This window comes from Pedobacter arcticus A12, from assembly GCF_000302595.1.
In the GTDB taxonomy this organism is placed as follows: Bacteria; Bacteroidota; Bacteroidia; order Sphingobacteriales; family Sphingobacteriaceae; genus Pseudopedobacter; species Pseudopedobacter arcticus.
Window position 1 is genome coordinate 787,501 of the sequence record NZ_JH947127.1, and the last position, 20,363, is coordinate 807,863.

The 20,363-nt window shown below is 37.0% G+C and carries 18 protein-coding genes; 7 read left to right on the top strand and 11 right to left on the bottom strand.

Features of this window, described 5'->3' with window-relative positions; all coding sequences use genetic code 11:
• Positions 1 to 509: 509 nt before the first annotated feature.
• On the top strand, positions 510 to 1,106 hold the full coding sequence (locus B176_RS21195; RefSeq protein ID WP_017259676.1) for a hypothetical protein: 597 nt from the start codon (positions 510 to 512) through the stop codon (positions 1,104 to 1,106).
• A 15-nt stretch (positions 1,107 to 1,121) separates the two neighbouring features.
• Entirely contained in the window at positions 1,122 to 1,610 is a 489-nt protein-coding gene (locus B176_RS0115165; RefSeq protein ID WP_017259677.1) for a hypothetical protein, read from the top strand.
• Positions 1,611 to 1,757: 147 nt separating this feature from the next.
• Here B176_RS0115165 and B176_RS0115170 read toward each other — a convergent pair whose 3' ends face one another.
• Positions 1,758 to 2,837: an alkene reductase gene (locus B176_RS0115170; RefSeq protein ID WP_017259678.1), complete on the bottom strand. Its 1,080-nt coding sequence runs from the start codon at positions 2,835 to 2,837 to the stop codon at positions 1,758 to 1,760.
• Positions 2,838 to 3,008: 171 nt separating this feature from the next.
• Here B176_RS0115170 and B176_RS0115175 point away from each other — a divergent pair, with 171 nt between their 5' ends.
• Both B176_RS0115175 and B176_RS0115180 read left to right on the top strand, forming a co-directional pair.
• Positions 3,009 to 5,339, top strand: a complete 2,331-nt coding sequence (locus tag B176_RS0115175; RefSeq protein WP_017259679.1) for a TonB-dependent receptor — start codon at positions 3,009 to 3,011, stop codon at positions 5,337 to 5,339.
• Between the two features lie 13 nt (positions 5,340 to 5,352).
• The gene (locus B176_RS0115180; protein ID WP_017259680.1) at positions 5,353 to 5,847 is read left to right on the top strand and encodes a thioredoxin family protein; all 495 of its coding nucleotides are present in this window, start codon (positions 5,353 to 5,355) and stop codon (positions 5,845 to 5,847) included.
• A gap of 475 nt (positions 5,848 to 6,322) precedes the next feature.
• Here B176_RS0115180 and B176_RS0115185 read toward each other — a convergent pair whose 3' ends face one another.
• On the bottom strand, positions 6,323 to 6,682 hold the full coding sequence (locus B176_RS0115185) for a DoxX family protein (protein WP_017259681.1): 360 nt from the start codon (positions 6,680 to 6,682) through the stop codon (positions 6,323 to 6,325).
• 272 nt (positions 6,683 to 6,954) lie between these two features.
• Here B176_RS0115185 and lpdA point away from each other — a divergent pair, with 272 nt between their 5' ends.
• Entirely contained in the window at positions 6,955 to 8,358 is a 1,404-nt protein-coding gene (gene lpdA, locus B176_RS0115200; RefSeq protein WP_017259683.1) for a dihydrolipoyl dehydrogenase, read from the top strand.
• A 277-nt stretch (positions 8,359 to 8,635) separates the two neighbouring features.
• On the opposite strand, the gene B176_RS0115205 is transcribed toward lpdA, so the two are convergent.
• The 3 genes from B176_RS0115205 to B176_RS0115215 are packed head-to-tail and all read right to left on the bottom strand — an operon-like array spanning position 8,636 to position 11,075.
• Positions 8,636 to 8,866: a hypothetical protein gene (locus B176_RS0115205; protein WP_017259684.1), complete on the bottom strand. Its 231-nt coding sequence runs from the start codon at positions 8,864 to 8,866 to the stop codon at positions 8,636 to 8,638.
• A gap of 35 nt (positions 8,867 to 8,901) precedes the next feature.
• Positions 8,902 to 10,089, bottom strand: coding sequence for a glycine C-acetyltransferase (gene kbl, locus B176_RS0115210; RefSeq protein ID WP_017259685.1), 1,188 nt, complete (start codon positions 10,087 to 10,089; stop codon positions 8,902 to 8,904).
• A 20-nt stretch (positions 10,090 to 10,109) separates the two neighbouring features.
• Positions 10,110 to 11,075, bottom strand: a complete 966-nt coding sequence (locus B176_RS0115215; protein WP_017259686.1) for an NAD-dependent epimerase/dehydratase family protein — start codon at positions 11,073 to 11,075, stop codon at positions 10,110 to 10,112.
• A 161-nt stretch (positions 11,076 to 11,236) separates the two neighbouring features.
• On the opposite strand from B176_RS0115215, the gene B176_RS0115220 reads away from it, so the two are divergent.
• Positions 11,237 to 11,713 carry an Lrp/AsnC family transcriptional regulator gene (locus tag B176_RS0115220; RefSeq protein WP_017259687.1) on the top strand — a complete coding sequence of 159 codons (477 nt, stop codon included), beginning with the start codon at positions 11,237 to 11,239 and terminating at the stop codon, positions 11,711 to 11,713.
• Positions 11,714 to 11,843: 130 nt separating this feature from the next.
• Complete coding sequence (gene tnpA, locus B176_RS0115225) at positions 11,844 to 12,311, top strand: IS200/IS605 family transposase (RefSeq protein WP_017259688.1); 468 nt, start codon at positions 11,844 to 11,846, stop codon at positions 12,309 to 12,311.
• Between the two features lie 440 nt (positions 12,312 to 12,751).
• On the opposite strand, the gene B176_RS0115235 is transcribed toward tnpA, so the two are convergent.
• The 6 genes from B176_RS0115235 to B176_RS0115260 form a co-directional block, all read right to left on the bottom strand.
• On the bottom strand, positions 12,752 to 15,940 hold the full coding sequence (locus B176_RS0115235; RefSeq protein WP_017259690.1) for an efflux RND transporter permease subunit: 3,189 nt from the start codon (positions 15,938 to 15,940) through the stop codon (positions 12,752 to 12,754).
• A gap of 34 nt (positions 15,941 to 15,974) precedes the next feature.
• On the bottom strand, positions 15,975 to 17,042 hold the full coding sequence (locus B176_RS0115240; RefSeq protein WP_017259691.1) for an efflux RND transporter periplasmic adaptor subunit: 1,068 nt from the start codon (positions 17,040 to 17,042) through the stop codon (positions 15,975 to 15,977).
• A gap of 4 nt (positions 17,043 to 17,046) precedes the next feature.
• Entirely contained in the window at positions 17,047 to 18,396 is a 1,350-nt protein-coding gene (locus B176_RS0115245; RefSeq protein ID WP_017259692.1) for a TolC family protein, read from the bottom strand.
• Between the two features lie 14 nt (positions 18,397 to 18,410).
• Positions 18,411 to 18,998 (bottom strand): TetR/AcrR family transcriptional regulator, encoded by a 588-nt coding sequence (locus B176_RS19720; RefSeq protein WP_161603032.1) that lies wholly within the window; start codon positions 18,996 to 18,998, stop codon positions 18,411 to 18,413.
• A 1-nt stretch (position 18,999) separates the two neighbouring features.
• The gene (locus tag B176_RS0115255) at positions 19,000 to 19,611 is read right to left on the bottom strand and encodes a TetR/AcrR family transcriptional regulator (protein ID WP_017259694.1); all 612 of its coding nucleotides are present in this window, start codon (positions 19,609 to 19,611) and stop codon (positions 19,000 to 19,002) included.
• A gap of 114 nt (positions 19,612 to 19,725) precedes the next feature.
• On the bottom strand, positions 19,726 to 20,331 hold the full coding sequence (locus tag B176_RS0115260) for a TetR/AcrR family transcriptional regulator (RefSeq protein ID WP_017259695.1): 606 nt from the start codon (positions 20,329 to 20,331) through the stop codon (positions 19,726 to 19,728).
• Between the last annotated feature and the right edge of the window lie 32 nt (positions 20,332 to 20,363).

Below are 20,363 nucleotides of genomic sequence, written 5' to 3' on the forward strand. Positions count from 1 at the left end.
GTTTGTATTTGTTATTCCAAACGACCATCCCTTTCAAGCCGATCGAAGCGCTCTAGCCAAATGAGCTAATCCCCCTTTTTGTATTTGTTATTCCAAACGACCATCCCTTTCAAGCCGATCGAAGCGCTCTAGCCAAATGAGCTAATCCCCCTTGTTTGTATTTGTTATTCCAAACGACCATCCCTTTCAAGCCGATCGAAGCGCTCTAGCCAAATGAGCTAATCCCCCTTTTTGTTAGAGATGCAAATATGTTAAATAAATCAGAATTTACAAGCGCTTGTTTTATAATTTCTGCAAAAACACACACTTCTCTAAATCGAAGAGTCTGTAATTCTTTGTCCGCTAAATCACTACGTAAATACCTAAAATGGCAACCGCTACTATTTGTACACTTAAAATCAACTCAAAAATATACAGTGCTTATTTTCTAGGCATGGTTCTTATAGATTACATCTTAGATTATAAGTATAATCAGGTTTAATTATTTACATCTATTTATCTAAAACATTATGGCAGAAATTAAAATTGAAAAGAAAACAATCATCTGGCCTTGGGTGCTACTTGGTTTAATCATTGTAGCATTGGCCGCATATTTCCTTTTTTTTAAGGATAACAATAGTAATGTAGCTCCATTAACTAATGAAGATGATTCTACAGCAATTCACAACCACGCAGACCATGCAGAAGACGCGGTTGGGGACTATGTGATGTTTATAGAGAAAGACACCGCTAATATGTCTTTAAGTCATGAATACAGCCATGATGCGTTGACTAAGTTAGCAAATGCAACTGAAGAAACTGCGAACAACAATAACGTTGACATCAGCGAAAACCTTAGTAAGGTAAAGGCACTAGCAGACAAAATTACTCAAAACGAACAATCTACTACCCATGCAGATGATATCAAAGAATCTGCGAGAATTATAGGTAGTGCTTTAACTTCTATTCAGCAAGCTAAATTTCCTGATTTAAGTGCTGAGGTAAGTAAAGTAATGACCGATGCAAATGACATCGATGTTAAGGATTTGACTTTAGACCAAAAAGGTACCGTTAAGGGTTTCTTTAAATCAGCTAAAGACGTGATTAAAAAAATGAACAATTATTAATTTTAAACGAACATTATGAAAAACGAAAATAAAGATCTTTACTATCTGCATGACCTATCAGATTATAAAGTTGCGAGCGATTACCCAGATGTTAGAGGTTGGAAGTTACAAGATGCTTCACACAGAGAAATTGGAGAAATAGACGGACTTCTAGTTAGTAAATCTGCAGAGAGAGTTGTTTATCTAGACATTGAAGTGAACGAAGGTTTAATCAAAGAAGGTCATGAAGCTTACGCAAAACGAGCTTCAGATGGTGTCCATGAGTTTTTAAATAAAGAAGGAGATGACCACTTAATTGTGCCTATTGGTTTGGTGGAAATTGACGAAGATGCAAAAATTGTATTTTCAAACAGTGTTGATTACAGTAGATTTTCTACAACGAGCAGGTATAGTAAGGAAAATAACATTACCCGTGATTATGAATTAGGGGTTTATAAAAATTATCTTCCTGAGGCTGACGAGCCTTCATCTACTGATTTATACAATAGCAAGGGATTCAAATAAGTTTAATTTATGCAGATTACAAAAAATGGCGAGCACTCATAAAGAGCGTTCGCCATTTTATTACAGGTATATCCGTAAAATCTAATTGATAATATACAAAATTACAAAGCAAAAAAGGTGGAATTTAATTCCTTTTTTGGTTAAGTATTATTTAATAAACGGATAATCAGTATATCCTTTTGCACCAGGGGTGTAAAACGTATCGAAATCTGGCTGATTAAGCTCCGCTCCTGCTTTATATCTTTCTAACAAATCTGGATTTGCTAAATATGGTTTTCCAAAAGCAATTAGATCTGCAGTTTTATTTTCTAACGCTTGGTTGGCTTTTTTATCATCAAAATCACCACAAAGAATCAAAGTACCCTCAAAGTTTTCTCTAATATTTTTTCTTACTTCTTCCGGAAGTGGTGTTGAGCCCATTGCAGAATGATCTAACAAGTGAAGATAAACGGGTTTCAGTTTATTAAGTTCCACTGCTAAATAATGATAAGTCTCTTCCATTTCTGGATAAGCGCTCATATCATTGAAAGCCCCGTTAGGCGAAAGTCTTATACCAACTTTTTCTGCACCAATTGCCTCCACAGTTTTCTCAACGACATTTAAAAGAAACCTTGATCTATTGTGGATGCTTCCACCGAATTCATCTTTTCGGTAATTGCTGTTGGGATTCAAAAACTGCTCAATCAAATAACCATTTGCACCATGAATTTCAACACCGTCAAAACCAGCTTCAACAGCTAAAACAGATGCATTTACATAATCGTCAATAGCTTCATGCACATCATTGATGGTCATTTCTTGGGGCAAATCGTTCTCTTTCATTCCCTCTTGGTCGGTATACATTTGGCCTTCGGCAATAATGGCAGACGGTGCAACAACCTTAGCTCCGGTAGGTAAATTTAAATGATGCCCAATTCTACCGCAGTGCATCAGCTGTAAAAATATTCTTCCACCATTTTTATGCACAGCGTCTGTGGTTAGTTTCCACCCATCAACATGGTGCTGGTTGTACATTGCCGGTATTCTGGGATAACCCAAACCATTTGCAGATGGTGAAGTACCCTCTGTTACAATAAGCCCAGCTCCTGCTCTTTGCCCATAGTATGTTGCCATTAACTCGTTCGGGATATTATCCACCGCTCTTGAGCGAGTCATAGGAGCCATAACCGACCGATTTTTTAATTTGATATCTCCTAGTTGATAGGCTTCAAAGAGCTGATTTTCCATGTATTGAAATTTAAATGTTCAGACAGCTATTTAACAATAATCAGTCCGAGTTTAAATTTATTGATTGATTCAATTAATTCTGACAAAAAACAATCAAAACATTAGCAAAATAAATTTTGTTAGATTAATCTAACTTTATATATTTGCATCATCGAAATATAAAAACAGACTATGCTAATAAAATACTTTAAATTAAACACCTTCTTATTACTGGCCGGACTAATTCTATCATCGTCTGCTGTAATTGCTCAAAACGGTTCTATATCCGGAATTGTAAAATCAGATGGATTTCCACTTTCTTCAGCTGCGGTTTCCATTAAAAAAACAGCTATGGGAAATGCAACGGATGCAGATGGAAAATATGATATTCAAAAAGTACCTGCTGGCACTTACAAAATTCAGGCTTCATCAATCGGTTTTAACGTTTCAGAAAAAACAGTGGTAATTTCGGCAGGACAAAACTTGGTCCTAAACTTTGAGTTAGTCGCTAATATTTCTTCATTAGATCAAGTGGTGGTAACTGGAACACGGACTCCAAAACGACAAACCAATTCTCCGGTAATTGTAAACCTCATCAACAGTAAAACCTTAGACCAAGTTATTGCAACAAGCCTTTCCGAAGGTTTAAAATACCAACCAGGTTTACGCGTTGAAACAGATTGCCAGACTTGTAATTATACGCAATTACGCATGAACGGATTACAGGGTGGGTATTCCCAAATTTTGGTAAACAGTCGTCCCATTTTTAGTCCGCTAACCGGGCTTTATGGTATGGAGCAAATCCCAACCAACATGATTGATAGAATTGAGGTGGTACGTGGTGGAGTTTCTGCGCTTTATGGATCTAGCGCTATTGGTGGAACCGTAAACGTTATTACTAAAGTACCAGTTAGCAATAGCTACAGTTTAACCAATACTTTTCAAAGTATAAAAGGACAAACTACAGACAACATCATTTCTGGTAACGCATCTATTGTTAACGATGATAGAAATGCAGGAATTAGTTTTTTTGTTAATAACAGAAATCGTGGTCATTATGATGCAAACGGAGATAATTTTTCAGAACTTCCTAAACTAAAAGACAATACTTTTGGCACCAATATATTTTTCAAACCAACAGAAAACCAAAAACTGGAGGTTAGTTTAAGCAGTATTTATGAGTATCGTTTTGGTGGCGAGATTGTAAACAAACCTGCTTATTTAGCTAAACAATCGGAAGAAAGAACACATAACGTTTTGATGGGTAGTGCAGATTATTCCATCAGTTTTAACGAAAATAAAAACTCATTGAGCTTTTACTACGGCGGACAAAACACCAAAAGAAATCATTATACCGGCATCAACCCAGATGATGCTGGAGAATTAGCGCTTTTTTTTGCAGATCCACCTTACGGAACATCAGACGTTACCACACACCAAGGTGGTGTACAGTTCAACAACGGACTCGATAATTTTCTGGGAGGTAAAGCCGTACTAACAACTGGCGCAGAATATGTTTACGACTCGGTTTTTGATGAAATTGAACCCTACAACTACCTTATTGATCAAACTACAAAAAACGTTGGTGTATTTGTGCAGAACGATTGGGATATCACCAAAGATTTAAACTTTTTAACAGGGTTTAGATTAGACAAGCACAACTTGGTTGACCACGTAATTTTTAGTCCGCGGTTATCTTTAATGTACAAACTGCAAAAAGAAACACAATTTAGGTTAGGTTGGGGTACGGGATTTAGAGCTCCACAGGCATTTGATGCAGACTTACACATTGCATTTGCGGGCGGTGGAGTCTCCCGTATTTCTTTGGCCGATGATTTAAAAGAAGAGCGTTCTAACAGTTTTACGGGTTCTGTAAATTATGATAAAGCAACAGCGCATTTTATTGCAGGCTTTACCTTAGAAGGATTTTACACCCAATTAAAAGATGCTTTTTTCCAATATCCACTAGGCCCGGATGCTTTAGGCGAAAGATTCGAAAAAAGAAATGGACCTAGCGCTACCGTAAAAGGAATAACTTTAGAAGCCAGAGCAAACTTTGATTACGTGGTACAGCTTGATGCAGGCTTTACCTCACAACTGAGCGAATTTAACGAAGCTGTTGAAAATGTTGCAGGCCTAGCTTTAAAACGCGAATTTTTACGTACACCAAATAACTATGGGTATGCGACCGTAACTTATAACCCAACAAAAAACTGGAACATTAGCGGAAACTTGGTTTACACTGGCAGTATGCTTTTAGCCCACGTTGCTGGTGCTGGAACCGGACAAGCAGTTGATGAATATTTCACTACAAAATCATTTACTGATGTTGGTTTTAGAATAGGCCACACTTTTGAACTGGATAAAGTAAAATCGGGTTTAGAATTATTTGCGGGTATGAAAAACGTTCTAGACCAGTACCAAAATGATTTCGATATCGGAAAAAACAGAGATAGCAATTACGTTTATGGTCCATCTTTACCACGAAGTGTAATTTTTGGGTTGCGATTAAAATCTCTTTAAAAATCTTCTACCTATGAAGTTAAAACAGGTTGTTATGATGGTTCTATGGCTGGGTAGTTTTCTACCCGGTCATTGTTCTTTTGCGCAAAATTCCAATGTAAAAATCAATTGGATTTCCTTTTCGCAATTAAATGATTCTTTAAAGGTAAACCCAAAACCTGTACTAGTTGATTTTTACGCCGATTGGTGTGGCGTTTGCAAACAAATGGAACGTAGCACTTTTGAAGATGAACGCGTGGTTGAAACCCTAAACAAAAACTACTACGCCGTTAAAATGAACGTAGAAACGAAAGACACCATTTCCTTTGGCAATCAAATTTTTGTGAATAAACGCATTAAAAAAGTAAATCCCGTTCATGATATTGCTTTGTTGATGGCTAGTAGAAAAGACAAACCTTTTTCCTTACCGGCTATCGTTTTGTTAGATGAAAAGTTTAACGCAGAAGCCAGGTATTTCCAGTTTTTGGATGCGGAGGCGATGGAGAAAATTTTAACTAAGGAAAATTAGATTCTCGAAAATTCCGTCATGTTGAACGATAGTGGAACATCTCACAAATAGGTATTGCAACAATACGTGGTTTGGTTTCGAGATGCTTTGTCCGAACAGAGTCTCCTTTGAGACGCTACGTTTACAAAAATTAGATTTAGGGCGTTCGAACACGCTTTGCACTCATACTGCACAAGGCATTAGCCACGGGCCGGTATCCGCTTCAATCGTTAATCGCAACCTAAGTTGTATTAATTTTGACAAGGTAACAAGCTCTTTTAACTTTTTACTTTCCAATTTCCATAATTGTCTTTAACAGCGCAGGGTCGTCTGCAACAGACCCTGCTTGGACATGAGGAGATTTACGTTTTCAAAAAATCCGTCGTGTTGAACGATAGTGAAACATCTCATAAATAGGTGTGACGCGTTATATGAATAATTGCTTGTGAGACGTTTCGTAACCTCAACGTGACGAATGGTTTTCAGCGAAAACGTTTTAATTCCGCGTAAAAATCCAAGCCCAATAAATCAGTAGAAATTGAAATGGCAACCTGATTAAAGAAAGATAAAATAACCATCCATTAACATTGTATTGGTCAATACTCATTTGAATATTCGCTGGAAACACGGCAATTAAAAGTACAATTATGCACCACGCTCCTATTTTCCTTGTTTGTTTAGAAAGCAATAAAGCACCCGCAATAATTTCTGCCAAACCACTTAGGTAAACCAATTGCAAATGTATTGGTAAATAGGATGGCATAATTTGCAGATAAAATTTGGGATTTACCAAATGGTTGATGCCCGCTGATATATAAATGCAAGCCATTAAAATGGCGTAACGATGCTTTTTCATTAATGTGTTTTGTTAAAGATAACGCTTTTAATTTCCACTACTTAAATGCGCAAAGAAAGCCCCCTTTAAAATAGCCCCGATTGCTTGGAAATCCTTTTTGCCACTATCCATCTTGCAGATGGGCAAAAAGATTGCAACGTAAAGCGGGACTGTCGGGAATTGGTAGCACAAACGCTCCTGCTTCATAAAACGCTTTAACGACAATTAAATTAACACCAAACTTAGATAGCATAAATTTTTCCTTAATTTAGCACAAACAAAAAACAATTAAAATGCAGTACGACGTCATCGTTATAGGTTCTGGTCCGGGTGGATATGTTGCAGCAATCCGCTGTGCACAATTGGGTTTAAAAACCGCTATGGTTGAAAAATACGCCACTTTTGGTGGTACTTGTTTAAACGTGGGCTGTATTCCGTCGAAGGCACTTTTAGATTCTTCTGAGCATTACCACAACGCCACGCACACTTTTGCCGAGCATGGAATTGATGTGAAAGAGGTAAAAGTAAACCTGCCACAAATGATCAAAAGAAAGAATGAAGTGGTGGAACAAACTACCGGCGGCATTACTTTTTTAATGAAAAAAAACAAGGTGGATACTTTTGAAGGATTAGGTTCTTTTAAAGATAAAAACACGGTTAAAATAGCTCTAACAAAAGGTGGCGAGCAGGAAATTACCGGTAAAAATGTAATTATTGCTACCGGAAGCAAGCCTACAGAGTTGCCTTTCTTGAAAACTGACGGCAAAAGAATTATTACTTCTACCGAAGCTTTAAATTTAACCGAGGTGCCTAAGCATATGGTGCTGATTGGTGGCGGTGTAATTGGTTTGGAGTTGGGTTCGGTTTATGCCCGTTTAGGTTCTGAAGTTACCGTAGTTGAATTTATGGATGCCATTATCCCAACGATGGACAAAACTTTGGGCAAGGAATTACAAAAATCTTTAACCAAATTAGGAATGAAGTTTTTGTTGAGCCATAAAGTTACGGGTGCTACCGTTAAAGGCAAAAAAGTAACGGTGACTGCGGATTCGCCAAAGGGAGAAAAAGTTGTTTTAGAAGGTGATTATTGTTTGGTTGCTGTCGGTAGAACGGCTTATTCTGAAGGATTAGGTCTAGAAAAAATAGGTATCACGGTTGATGAACGCGGTAAAAAAATTCCGGTTAACGATCATTTAGAAACTTCGGTAAAAGGAATTTATGCTATTGGCGATGTGATTAAAGGTGCAATGCTGGCTCACAAAGCTGAAGAAGAAGGAACTTTTGTTGCAGAAACCATTGCAGGGCAAAAGCCTCATATCAATTATAATTTAATTCCGGGTGTAGTTTATACTTGGCCAGAGGTTGCCTCTGTAGGTTATACCGAAGAGCAATTGAAAGAAAAAGGAACGAAATATAAAACTGGTATTTTTCCATTTAAAGCGAGCGGAAGAGCGAGAGCAAGCATGGATACGGATGGTTTGGTGAAAGTTTTAGCTGATTCTGCAACAGACGAGATTTTAGGTGTTCACATGATTGGTCCGCGTACTGCGGATATGATTGCGGAAGCGGTTGTCGCTATGGAATTTAGAGCAAGTGCAGAAGATATTGGTAGAATTAGCCATGCCCACCCAACTTTTACAGAAGCTTTTAAAGAAGCAGCTTTAGCAGCAACTGACAATAGAGCGATACATATTTAAATTCAATTTTGAAGGATTGAGTGAGTGAAGGAAGGAATGGGATTTGCGGGGTGGCATAATTAATTTTGAAGGATAGAATGAGTGAAGGATAGAGTAATTCCATTTTGAATGATTGAATGATTGAAGGAACGAATGCTTTTTGAATCGCACAGACTTATTCTCATTGAAAGCAAATAAATATAAAAATCAACAGCAAACAAGGGTTTAGAAAATTTTTCTAAACCCTTGTTTGTTTATATAAAGAATTCCAGAGTTCCCAACACACTCAGCAAAAGCACTAACTTGAGTAAAGCTTAAATTCGCCCTTGTCGGTTGCGGAGGCGATGAAAAAACTTAAAGCACTCCCTTTGTAGCAAGCGGCGCAGGCGAGAGTTTTTTTGGTTACTTTTTTTGCGGAAAAAAAAGTGACTGCCATTTGCCCGGCATGAGGGCAGGCAAGCCTGTGCGTACACACCAAATCACCAGTTTGAAAATCACTTTTTATATCCAACCAAAATTTAAAAATCACTCAACACTTTCTAATCACAAAAACCAAAATTTTACTTAAATCACCCCAAGTTCTTTTCCCACTTTGGTAAATGCAGCGATGGCTTTATCTAAATGATACTTTTCATGCGCTGCGGAAATCTGCACTCGGATACGAGCTTTGCCTTGTGGCACTACCGGATAATAAAACCCGATTACGTAAATCCCCTCTTCTAGCATTCCTGCTGCAAACTTTTGAGCTAAAACCGCATCGTACAACATCACCGGCACAATAGGATGAACCCCTGACTTGATATCGAAGCCGGCTTTTGTTATGGCTTCCCTAAAATATTTGGTATTGCTCATTAATTTATTCCGCAGTTCCTGATTGTCTGAAAGCATATCCAAAACTGCAATAGAAGCACCAGTAATTGCAGGTGCCAAAGTATTGGAGAACAAATACGGTCTGGAGCGTTGACGTAAAATTTCAATCACTTCCTTAGGTCCCGAAGTAAAACCACCGGATGCGCCACCTAGTGCTTTTCCTAAAGTTCCGGTAATGATATCTACTCGACCAATTACATCGTGATGCTCGTGTGTTCCTCTTCCGGTTTTACCCATAAACCCCGAACTATGGCATTCATCAATCATGATTAACGCTTTATACTGATCTGCTAAATCACATATTTTATCCAATTGTGCAATGGTTCCGTCCATAGAAAAAACACCATCGGTTACAATAATCCGATTTCTTAGATGCTGGGTTTGTTTGAGTTGATGCTCCAAATCCTCCATATCGTCATGCTTATAACGGAACCTTTGCGCTTTACACAATCGCACTCCATCTATAATGGAAGCATGATTTAACTCGTCGGATATGATTGCATCCTCTTCGTTAAACAGCGGTTCAAAAACGCCACCATTTGCATCAAAAGCTGCAGCGTATAAGATGGTGTCTTCTGTACCCAAAAACTCCGAAAGCTTTCTCTCTAAAGCTTTATGAATATCCTGCGTTCCACAAATAAACCGGACCGACGACAAGCCAAAACCGTGACTATCAATTGCCGCTTTTGCAGCTTCTAAAACCTTTGGGTGCGAGGATAAACCGAGGTAATTGTTAGCGCAAAAGTTGATTACCTTTTGACCGTTGCTTACCGTAATATCCGCTCCTTGCGGACTCAATAAAACACGTTCGCTTTTATACAAACCAGCTTCTTTAATTTTGGACAACTCTAGCGTTAATAAAGATTTTAATGTCTCGTACATGATGTATAGATTTAATTATTTTAATTTTTTTGTACTTCTGTCTCGGAAATATTATGCAAATTATGAAGCATATCTTTTACCATTGTTTGCAGATTATATTCTGGAGACCAGCCCCAATCTGCTTTTGCATAACTATCGTCGATACTTTGAGGCCAAGCTCCGGCAATCTCTTGTCGGAAATCTGGCGTGTAACATATCTTGAATTCTGGGATATGTTGCTGTATTGCTTTCGCGATTTGTGCTGGTGAAAAACTCATACCCGAAAGATTATAAGCTGTACGAATCGTGATTTTTTCTTTAGTCACCTGCATTAATTTTAATGTAGCATTTATAGCATCTGGCATATACATCATGGGCAAAGTTGCATCTGCTTCAAGATAACAATTATAAAATGCTTCTTTTATTGCAGCATGAAAAATATCAATTGCATAATCTGTAGTTCCGCCACCTGGTTTCGCTTTATAACTTATTAAACCCGGATAACGCACACTGCGAACATCCAAACCATATTTTTTATGGTAATAATTGCACCAATATTCTCCGGCACATTTACTAATTCCGTAAACGGTTTCGGGTTCTGTTACGGTAAATTGCGGGCAATTTATTTTTGGAGAAAGCGGACCAAAAACCCCAATACTGCTTGGCCAAAACACTTTTTCAACTTTTTGCTCAACTGCGATATCTAAAGTATTAAGCAAACCTTGCATGTTAACATTCCAAGCTAACTGCGGATTTTTTTCGCCAGTTGCGGATAGAATTGCAGCAAGCATATAAATTTGGGTTATGCCTTCGGATTTTACAAGTGCTGAAAATGCAGCTTTATCCAAAACGTCTAAAACCCGAAATCCCGTGTCTTCGTCTGCCTGACTGTCTACTCGGTCGGTTGCGATAACGTTTTCTACGCCATGCAATTTTTTTAGCGCCATGGTAAGTTCTCGACCTATCTGCCCCAACGCTCCTATTACTAAAATTCTTTCGTTTTTCATCTTCGTTCGATTGTATTTGACAGCAATCTTTACACAAACATATAATGTTCCAAAATTAAAATCTACACTATATATTATAAATAGATTATTATTCTATTATTAATATTAATATTAGATTATTTATCTATAATTTAGTTTTGAATTATTTAATTTCAGAAAATATGGCTCTACTAGACAACACCGATTTAAAAATCCTCAATCTTTTACAAATGAATGCTCGCTTAACTATTAAGCAGTTAGCATCCGAATTGCAAAAATCCCATACACCCGTATTTGAAAGAGTAAAAAAGCTGGAAGAAAGAGGATACATCAAGCGATACGTTGCCATACTCGATGCCAAATTGATTAACCGCCAACTTAAAGCATTCACACATGTGCAGCTTAAAGAGCATTCGCAAAAAATATTGAGTGAATTTGAAAAAGAGGTGGTGAAATTTCATGAAGTGATGGAATGCTACCACATGACCGGGGCCTTCGATTTTATTTTAAAAATAGCCGTGAAAGATATGGAAGCGTATCACGAATTTCTGATGCAGAAACTTTCGAAACTGCCAGATATTGGTACGCTACAAAGCTTTTTTGTAATGTCGGAAGCTAAGCATGAAACAGCGTATCTTTTGGAATATAACGAGAAGTGAATTTATTTTAACCCAAAGTTTCAGATTTTTCTGGAGCTTTTTTATTCTACAGCATCTAATACTTAATTTTATATATTATATTCATAAAACTCTTTAAAACAATATTTTACATAAATATTGTTTGAATTGTATGGCAAATACTTATACCCAATTATACGTCCATTTTGTTTTTGCGGTAAAATTCAGGAAAGCACAACTTTCTGTGAGCTGGGACGAACGGATGCGGTTGTATATTACCGCAATTGTGCAAAACAATGGTCATAAAATGTTGGCAATAAACAACGTGGATGATCATATCCATATTTTTATCGGACTAAATCCCAAACAGTCTATTTCGCAGCTGATGCAGTTGGTAAAAGGAGATTCCTCTGAATGGATAAACAAGCAAAACTTGTGCATCGACAAGTTTCAATGGCAAGAAGGTTACGGCGCATTTAGCTATGCAAAATCACAAATTGATAATGTTGTAAAGTATATTGCCAAACAGCAGAAACATCATCAAAAAGAAAGCTTTAAGGAAGAATATATAAAAATACTAGATGCTTTTGATGTGGATTATGATGAACGTTATATTTTTAATGATCTGGCCGACGAATAATGGGGGCAAGGGTGAATGGTGAATGGGTAGCCCCTACGGGGCAAACAAAACGCCTACCTTTTTGCATGGCTACAAAGCGATAGCACCTACGGCGCAAACAGTGCCCCCCCTCTGGAACGACAACCCCTCCTCTAAGCGGTGCTTTTCAAATTTACATATAAAGAAGGCGGTAGCACCTAAGGCGCAAACAAGAAGCGCAACGCCCTCGCAGAGATACAAACCGATTGCTCTTAGCGCTCCTTTCCAAATTGGTAATCTTGCATCATCCCTAGCCTAAACCATCCAAAAATCTCGCGTAGCGAGAACCGCTTTGTTGAAAATAAACATTTTCAGGTTTGCCCCAGCGGGGCTCCCCTTTTCCATCAGGTTTGCCAAATCTCAAGTAACAAAAAAGGCTGCCTTTTCACAGACAGCCTAATATTTAAGGTTAATTATATTTATTAATGTTGCTTATCTAAATCGTATTCCAATACATCAACGTGGGTGTATGGTTCTGCAATATATTCTTCAATTGTTTTACCCTTTTTGTTCATTCCTAGTTTATCCAATATGATATCAAAAACCAAATAAACAACTGGAACAACAATTAAGGTCAAGAACAATGAACTTATTAAACCACCAACAATAACCCAAGCCAAACCGTTTTTCCACTCGGCGCCTGCACCACTTGCCAAAGCAATGGGAAGCATACCAAATATCATGGCTATGGTCGTCATTAAAATTGGACGTAAACGAGCGTGGTTAGCTAAAATCAACGCTTCTACTGTTGATTTTCCTTCTTTCCTCATCTGGTTGGTAAAATCGACCAAGATAATCGCATTCTTCGCAACCAATCCCATCAGCATAATGAAACCTAAAATAGTAAAGATACCGATAGAGTTATTTGTTAAGGCCAATGCTAAGAACGCACCAATCAACGCCAGTGGCAATGAGAACATCACTACAAAAGGATAAACAAAACTATCATAAAGCGTTACCATAATTAAGTAAACCAAGATAATTGAAGCCAGCAAAGCGATACCTAAAGTACCAAAACCTTCTGACTGGTTTTCTTGATCACCACCCCATGTGTAACTCACCCCAACTGGGGCTTTAAGTTGACCATTGGCTTGTAGCTCCTCTAATTTCGCTTGAAACTCTGCAACAATTGTTCCTGTTGGTCTACCGATAGATTGCGCTTTAACAGATACCGAAGTAGACTTGTTTAAACGCTCTAACTGACTTGGACCAGAACCTTCTGTAATATTGGCAAATTGAGACAACTTAATTTGGCTACCGGCACTATTTACGAAGATGAGGTTACGAACATCGTCAATATCTTTTCTGTTAAAATCCTGATACTGGATATTGATATCATACTCATATTCGCCTTTTCTATATTTACCATCCGTGTTACCACTAAACGCAGTCTGCATGGTTCCACCAACTGTTTGTAAGTTCAAACCTAAAGCAGCCATTTTATCACGATCTACCTGAACGTTAATTTCTGGCGTTCCTTTTTCTACAGATAACTTAATTTCTGTAGCTCCTGGAATACTAGCGAGTACTTTCTGTGCACTTTCGGCATATTTCAAAGCACTATCCAAATCAGAACCCATTACAATTAACTGAATAGGTGCATTTTCTGCAGTCCCCAAAATACTAATAGGCACAGTTTTAACTTTTGCGCCCACCAATTGCTTAGCTAACTCGCGACTGACTTTTGTTGCATAAATATCTGAACTTTCACGCTGGTCACGATCTACCAATTTTACGTTAATCTCAGATTTATATGCGGTTGCTTGGGTACCTCCAAAATCGCCACTTGATTGTCCAACTGTGGTAATTAATTGAGTAATTTCTTTTTGACCACTTAAAAAAGCCTCTGCTCTTTGGGTATATGAATTCGTTTTTTCTAACGAAGCATCTTTCGGTAACTCAATCTGTACCAAAAACTCTCCCTTGTCAGATTTTGGAAAAAATTCTGAACCGATAAAGCCCGCTGCCGCTAACCACATGGCTGCCACAAAAAGCACAACAACGCCAAATATGGTACGTCTTTTATGGTTTAAACACCAAGTTAAAATAGCAGTAACCCAAATGGTGAATTTCTTCAATTGCTTTTCAAACCATAAGATAAACCGACCGAAGGCATTTTTTCCTTCAATGTGCTCTAACTTTCCGTAACGAGAAAACAATAATGGCACAATGGTGAAAGAAGTCAGTAAAGATAAAAGCGTTGCAATAATTACAACCACACAAAACTGACGTAAAATATTAGACACCAAACCTGTACTTACTGCAATCGGGAAAAATACAACAACGATAACTAAAGTAATGGAAACAACGGTAAATCCGATTTCTCTTGTAGCATCTGATGCTGCTCTAACCTTATTTTTACCCATTTCCATGTGGCGTTGGATGTTTTCCAATACCACAATGGCATCATCCACCAGAATACCCACAACCAGCGATAGCCCCAGTAAAGACATTAAGTTTAGAGTATAACCCAGGAGGCTGATACCAATAAAAGTTGCCACCAATGATGCCGGAATAGAGACCATTACAATTAACGCATTACGGAAACTGTGCAAAAAGAACAGCATCACAAATGCAACTAATATTACTGCAAGAATTAAATCGTGAATAACGGCATCGGCAGATTGTAATGTAAAAATTGAGCTATCGTTTACTATTTTAATATCAAGTTTATCGCTCTTATACTCTTGTTGTAACTTTTCGATAGTTGCGTGAACACCTTCACTCACCTCAACGGCATTGGCATCACTTTGCTTGATAATTTGAATAGCGATTGCACCTTTTCTATCAATACGAGCTAATTTCTCAGTTTCTTTTTGCGAATCCTGAACATCGGCAACATCGCCTAAACGAATTTGTGCGCCGGTTTTAGCATCAGTAAATACCAGATTACGTAATTCATCTAAACTTTGGTATTTACCCGATAAACGGATTAATACATCAGAGTTTTTTGTTTTAACACTTCCGGTAGGAAAATCTAAGTTAGAACTCAAAATCATCTGCTGTACTTGTAGCACAGAAAGATTATATCCTTGTAATTTATTGGCATCAAGTGCTACTTGGATCTCACGCTCAGAACCACCAATTAAGTTCACCTGTGCAATACCAGAAACGCGAGAAATTACCGGTGCAATACGTTTATCGATTAAATCGTAAAACGTAATATCATCCATATTTGCCGATGCTGACATCGTAATTACCGGTAAATCATCTAAAGAGAATTTACTTAAAGACGGCTGTTTTACATCATCGGGCAAATCTGCAAGTATAGCGTTTACCTTTCGTTGAGCATCATTCAAGGAATTATCAATATTCGCCTTTTCTGTTAAGGTAATGGTTACTACTGATAAACTTTCGTACGATACGGCATTTACTTTTTTAATATTTTCCATAGAGGATACCGCATCCTCAATTTTTTTGGTAACGGTGTTTTCTACCTCGTTTGGTGATGCACCAGGGTAAATGGTAGAAATAGATACTACGTTGTTAGAGAACTTTGGCAGTAATTCGTAACCTAACGAAAAGTAACTTAATAGCCCCAATAAAGTAAGTGCGGTAAAAACCACAATTACCAACGAAGGCCGTTTGATTGATATATCTGTTATTAACATTTTCTTTTTATTTATGGCAATTTAAAGCGCTTACTTATTTAACAATACTAACTTTAGTACCTTCTGCAAGGTTAATCTGCCCACTGGTTATTACGGTTTCACCTTCTTTTAAACCTTCTAAAATCTCAACGGTTTCTCCAAAAATACGTCCGCTAACTACGTTGCGTGTTACAGCCGTACTATCTGCTGTGTTTAAAACAAAAACCTGGTTACTACTTACACTACCGATAAACGAAGTACGCGGAATAAGAATACTTGGTGCTTGCTTAGGGAAATTAAAAATTGCAGTTCCATACATACCTGCCTTCAAACTATTATTGAGGTTATTAGCAACTTCAATCTCCACCGGAAAACTTAAACTTGCATCAGCTTTCGCTGCGATGAAAGTAACTTTTCCACTAAATTTATCATTCGGAAAAACAGATGATCTAATGTCGATTTTATCGCCAACGTTAAGGTTTGCAACCTGAGATTCGTTTACACTAACCTTAAGCTTAAGTTTTGACACATCAACCAATTCAAACAATTGCGTTCCTTGCGCCGTTACAAAAGCACCAACTTCAATGTATCTTTTGTTTACGATACCATTGATCGGCGATTTAATATTTGCATCGCTAACTCTTCTTTCTGAGGCTTGAAGACGTAGCTTAGCATTTTGCGTCGCCAATTTAGCCTGATCTAGCTGTTGTTGCGTTACACCACCTGTTTCAAAAGAACTTTGGTACCTAGCTTCGTCTCTGGCTGCATTTTGGTAAGTTGCTTGCGCAGTTTCTTTATCTGTGTTAATAATCTCAGCATCAATTCTCGCTAAAACTTGCCCTTTTGTTACTCTAGCGCCTTCATCAACATAAATCGCTTTCACACGGCCAGCATTTTCTGATAGAAAATTAAGCTCTTGCTTAGGGATAAAATTTCCGTTCGCAGTAAAATCTAAATCAACAGTTTTCTTTTCTACATTAGCCACACGAACCGCAATAGCACCGCTACCTTCGGCAATAAAAGCTGTTTTCGATTCGTTGTTTTTCTTGTTATTTGTTAGTACCCAAGCAATAATTGCAACTGAAGCAACTACAACAAGTATCGGTATTATTATTTTTTTCATGATCTTAGTTTAATAATGATTTGATGTTTCCGTTTGATTTTATTAATTGAATTTCTGCCAATTTGTAATTTAACAAAGCTTGCGTATAGCTATTCTGTGCTTTGGTAAGCGAGTTTTCCGCATCTAGCAAATCTGTTAAAGTGGCTAATCCGTTTCTGTAATTATTTTCTGTACTTCTGTAAATTTCTTGTGCTAAACGCTGATTTTCTCGCTGAGAACCAATGGTGTTCACATTGTTTTTAATCTGAATTTTGGCGTTGCTATAAGCTAAATTTAAGGCTTGCTTTGTGTTTCTGATGTCTTCGTTTATTTTTCTAATTTCCACATCTGCCTTGTTAACTCTTGATCTTCTGGCAAAACCATCAAAAATTGGAATTTTCAGGGTTAAACCAATAGAAGAAGCATCAAACCAATTTGCCGTACTGTTGCTTTTGTATAAATCAAACTTATCACTAATACCTGAGTAGGCGTAATTTGCATTAAAAGACAATTGCGGAAAATACTCTGCTTGGTTTGCCTTCTTTTGAAAACCTAAAAGTTCTTTTTGTTTGTTAATCAATTTAAACTGTGTCAAAAACTCGGTATCAAGGCTATCTGCAACAGCAAGTGCATCATTACTGATTTTAGTCAATTCTATTTTAGGAATTTGGATTTCATTATTGATGGGCATACCCATGTAATACTTCAAAGCATTTTCTTGCTGTGTTACGGCATTCAACAATTCGGTACGTTGATTTTTGGTATTGGTTAAACTTACTTTTACCCTATCCACATCAATTTTTTTAGCCAAACCATTATCATACTGTGTTCCGATAATTCTCTGTGTAGTTTGTAAAGATTTCAAGTTAGAGTCGATTACGGCAATTTGCTCTCTGGTTACCAAAACTTGATAGTAAGCAGTGGCAACTTGCTGCAAAATATTCTCTTCGCTTAAATCTGCGTTAAGCTTGTAATACTCCTCTCCACTTTTTGCAGCTTTTAATCCGGTAAAAACCGATTGATTAAAAATCTGCTGACTTGCCTGCACTTGTATTGCCGAATTCCATTTTTGCCCAAAGGCCACCAAAATAGTTTCACCAGGCTTACCTATTATTTCTCCAGGCAATGGGCTTTTTTGTATAATCAAATTATCAGTTAAAGTACCTGTTGCGTTAATCTGCGGTAAAGCCTGCGCTCTAATTTCCTGCGTATCATACTTACCGCCTTCCATGCTTAACCTAGCTTTTCTTAGCGTTTCGCTGTTTTCCATCGCGTAGGTTAAAGCATCTTTTAAAGTGAGTACTTGTTGTGCTTTGGCGATTTCTGCTACCGATATTCCTATCAGTATGAACAGCATCATTTTTATTGATTTCATCTTATTTTTCTATTTTATTGTATTGCTATTAATTGTTTTCCTTTTATACTGCAAATGGAGTTTAAATAAAGTGAGGTTAGTTTATAGATGATTTTTTGAACGTTAAAAGCTACCAAAGGATAGGCTTTTTCATCAAAAGCAGAAACCAGTTGGTTTAGCCTAACTTGGGCAACAAAATCTGTTTCTATATCTTCTCTGTACAATCCCTCTGTTTTTCCTCTTTCCAGATTCTCCTTAATTACTTCTAACATACAGCTATGGCGGTGATTTAAAAACTGCTCAGCTAATTCTGGAAAATACTTTTCAACTTCAAAAATTACGTTGGGTTTTAAATCTTTAAAAACCGAATAAAGTGCTTTCGCATTTAACACAACCTCGTCTACAGCATTGGTGGCTTTATCTTTTAGTTTCGCCATTTCTGCCACATGCTGGTCCAACAAATCGCCCATAATTAAGTGCACCAATTCATTCTTATCTTTATAATAAGTGTACAAAGTCTTTTTTGAAATCCCTAAATGCTTACAGAGATCGTCCATTGTTATACTTTTAACACCAAAGAAAAAGAAAAGCTCACGGGCTTTCTCTAAAATCCTAGTCTCCATTTCAATTTCTTTTAAGTCCATCGCAAAAAATCGAGATTATACGTTCGCTTTTAATCTTAATACCATCAAACAAAGCTTCAGAAGGGAACAAACTTTTATTACGCACATGAACTTCTGCAATCCAAATACCTACCAAAACATCTATGAACAGTTGCGCCGTTTCTTGTATTTCTATTTTTTTAACCAAACCGTTTTCCACAAAACGTTTGATATATTTTGATACAAATTCTATCTCCTTTTGTTTTAAATCATCTAACAACAGCTTAAATTTCGGGTCACTGGTATTGATATCACTTTGCCCATCGCCTATATGCATCATAAAATACTTATAGCCAAAACCAATTCTTACCGCAGATAAATCTTTTAAACCCCGTTCAAAATCGTTGCTACTTTCTAAAACTTGTTTTTGCTTTTCTATAAAATCAGTAAGGATATTCTCGCCGACTGAAAGCACTAGCGCAGTTTTATCTGGAAAATAATAGTATAGAGACGCCTTAGACATGAGTAAATCATCGGCTATTTCTGTCATGGTAGTTTTAGCAACACCAAAGTGAGAGAACCGCTTTAACGCAGCCTCTAAAATTTGTTCTTGCTTTTGATCTATTAAACTCACAATCTGAACTCTAAACTTTCTGACTTTTTAAATTAATTAGTCAAATGTACAACAAGTTTTTATTTTGAGTAGCAAAGAACAACTCTTATTTTATAAATGACATTTAGTTGATATTTATTTCTCTAGACCTTTGAGAAAAATAGACATGATATCTTTTTGGCGGTTGGAAATCATATTTAAAAAATCTTTATCGATACCAAACTGTACCTGTGCAGTATTGATATAAATTATTCTGACCCCTAAAATGGCATCAAAAAGCAGTTTTGCTATATATTCTATATCCTTAACCTGATAATTCCCCGCATTTATACCAATTTGGATTATATTTTTGATATGCCCAATCTCAGACTCATTAGACTTATTTAACAACTTTTTTAATACCTGATATTTTTCAGCGTTTAAAAATTTATTAAAATCTAGAATGGGAAAATATTTTTCCAAAAAACTTTTACGAGCCTCGATGTAAATTTTTATCGCTGATTCTGGCGTTTTGGCATCTTGCAACGCTTTATCTATAACTTCAGTAATTTCTGCAAACACCTGTTCAAGTACCGCGGCGTACAAACTTAACTTATCCGGAAAGTAATAGTACAACAAAGCTTTAGAGAAATTAAGGTCGCCGGCAATTTCATTCATCGTGGTTTTGTTTAAACCAAAATGAGCAAATCGCTTTAATGCTGCGTCAATAATTTGTTCTCTTTTTTGATCCTGCTGATCCATTATCTGTAAATTTGGAATATTTTTAGCTAAAA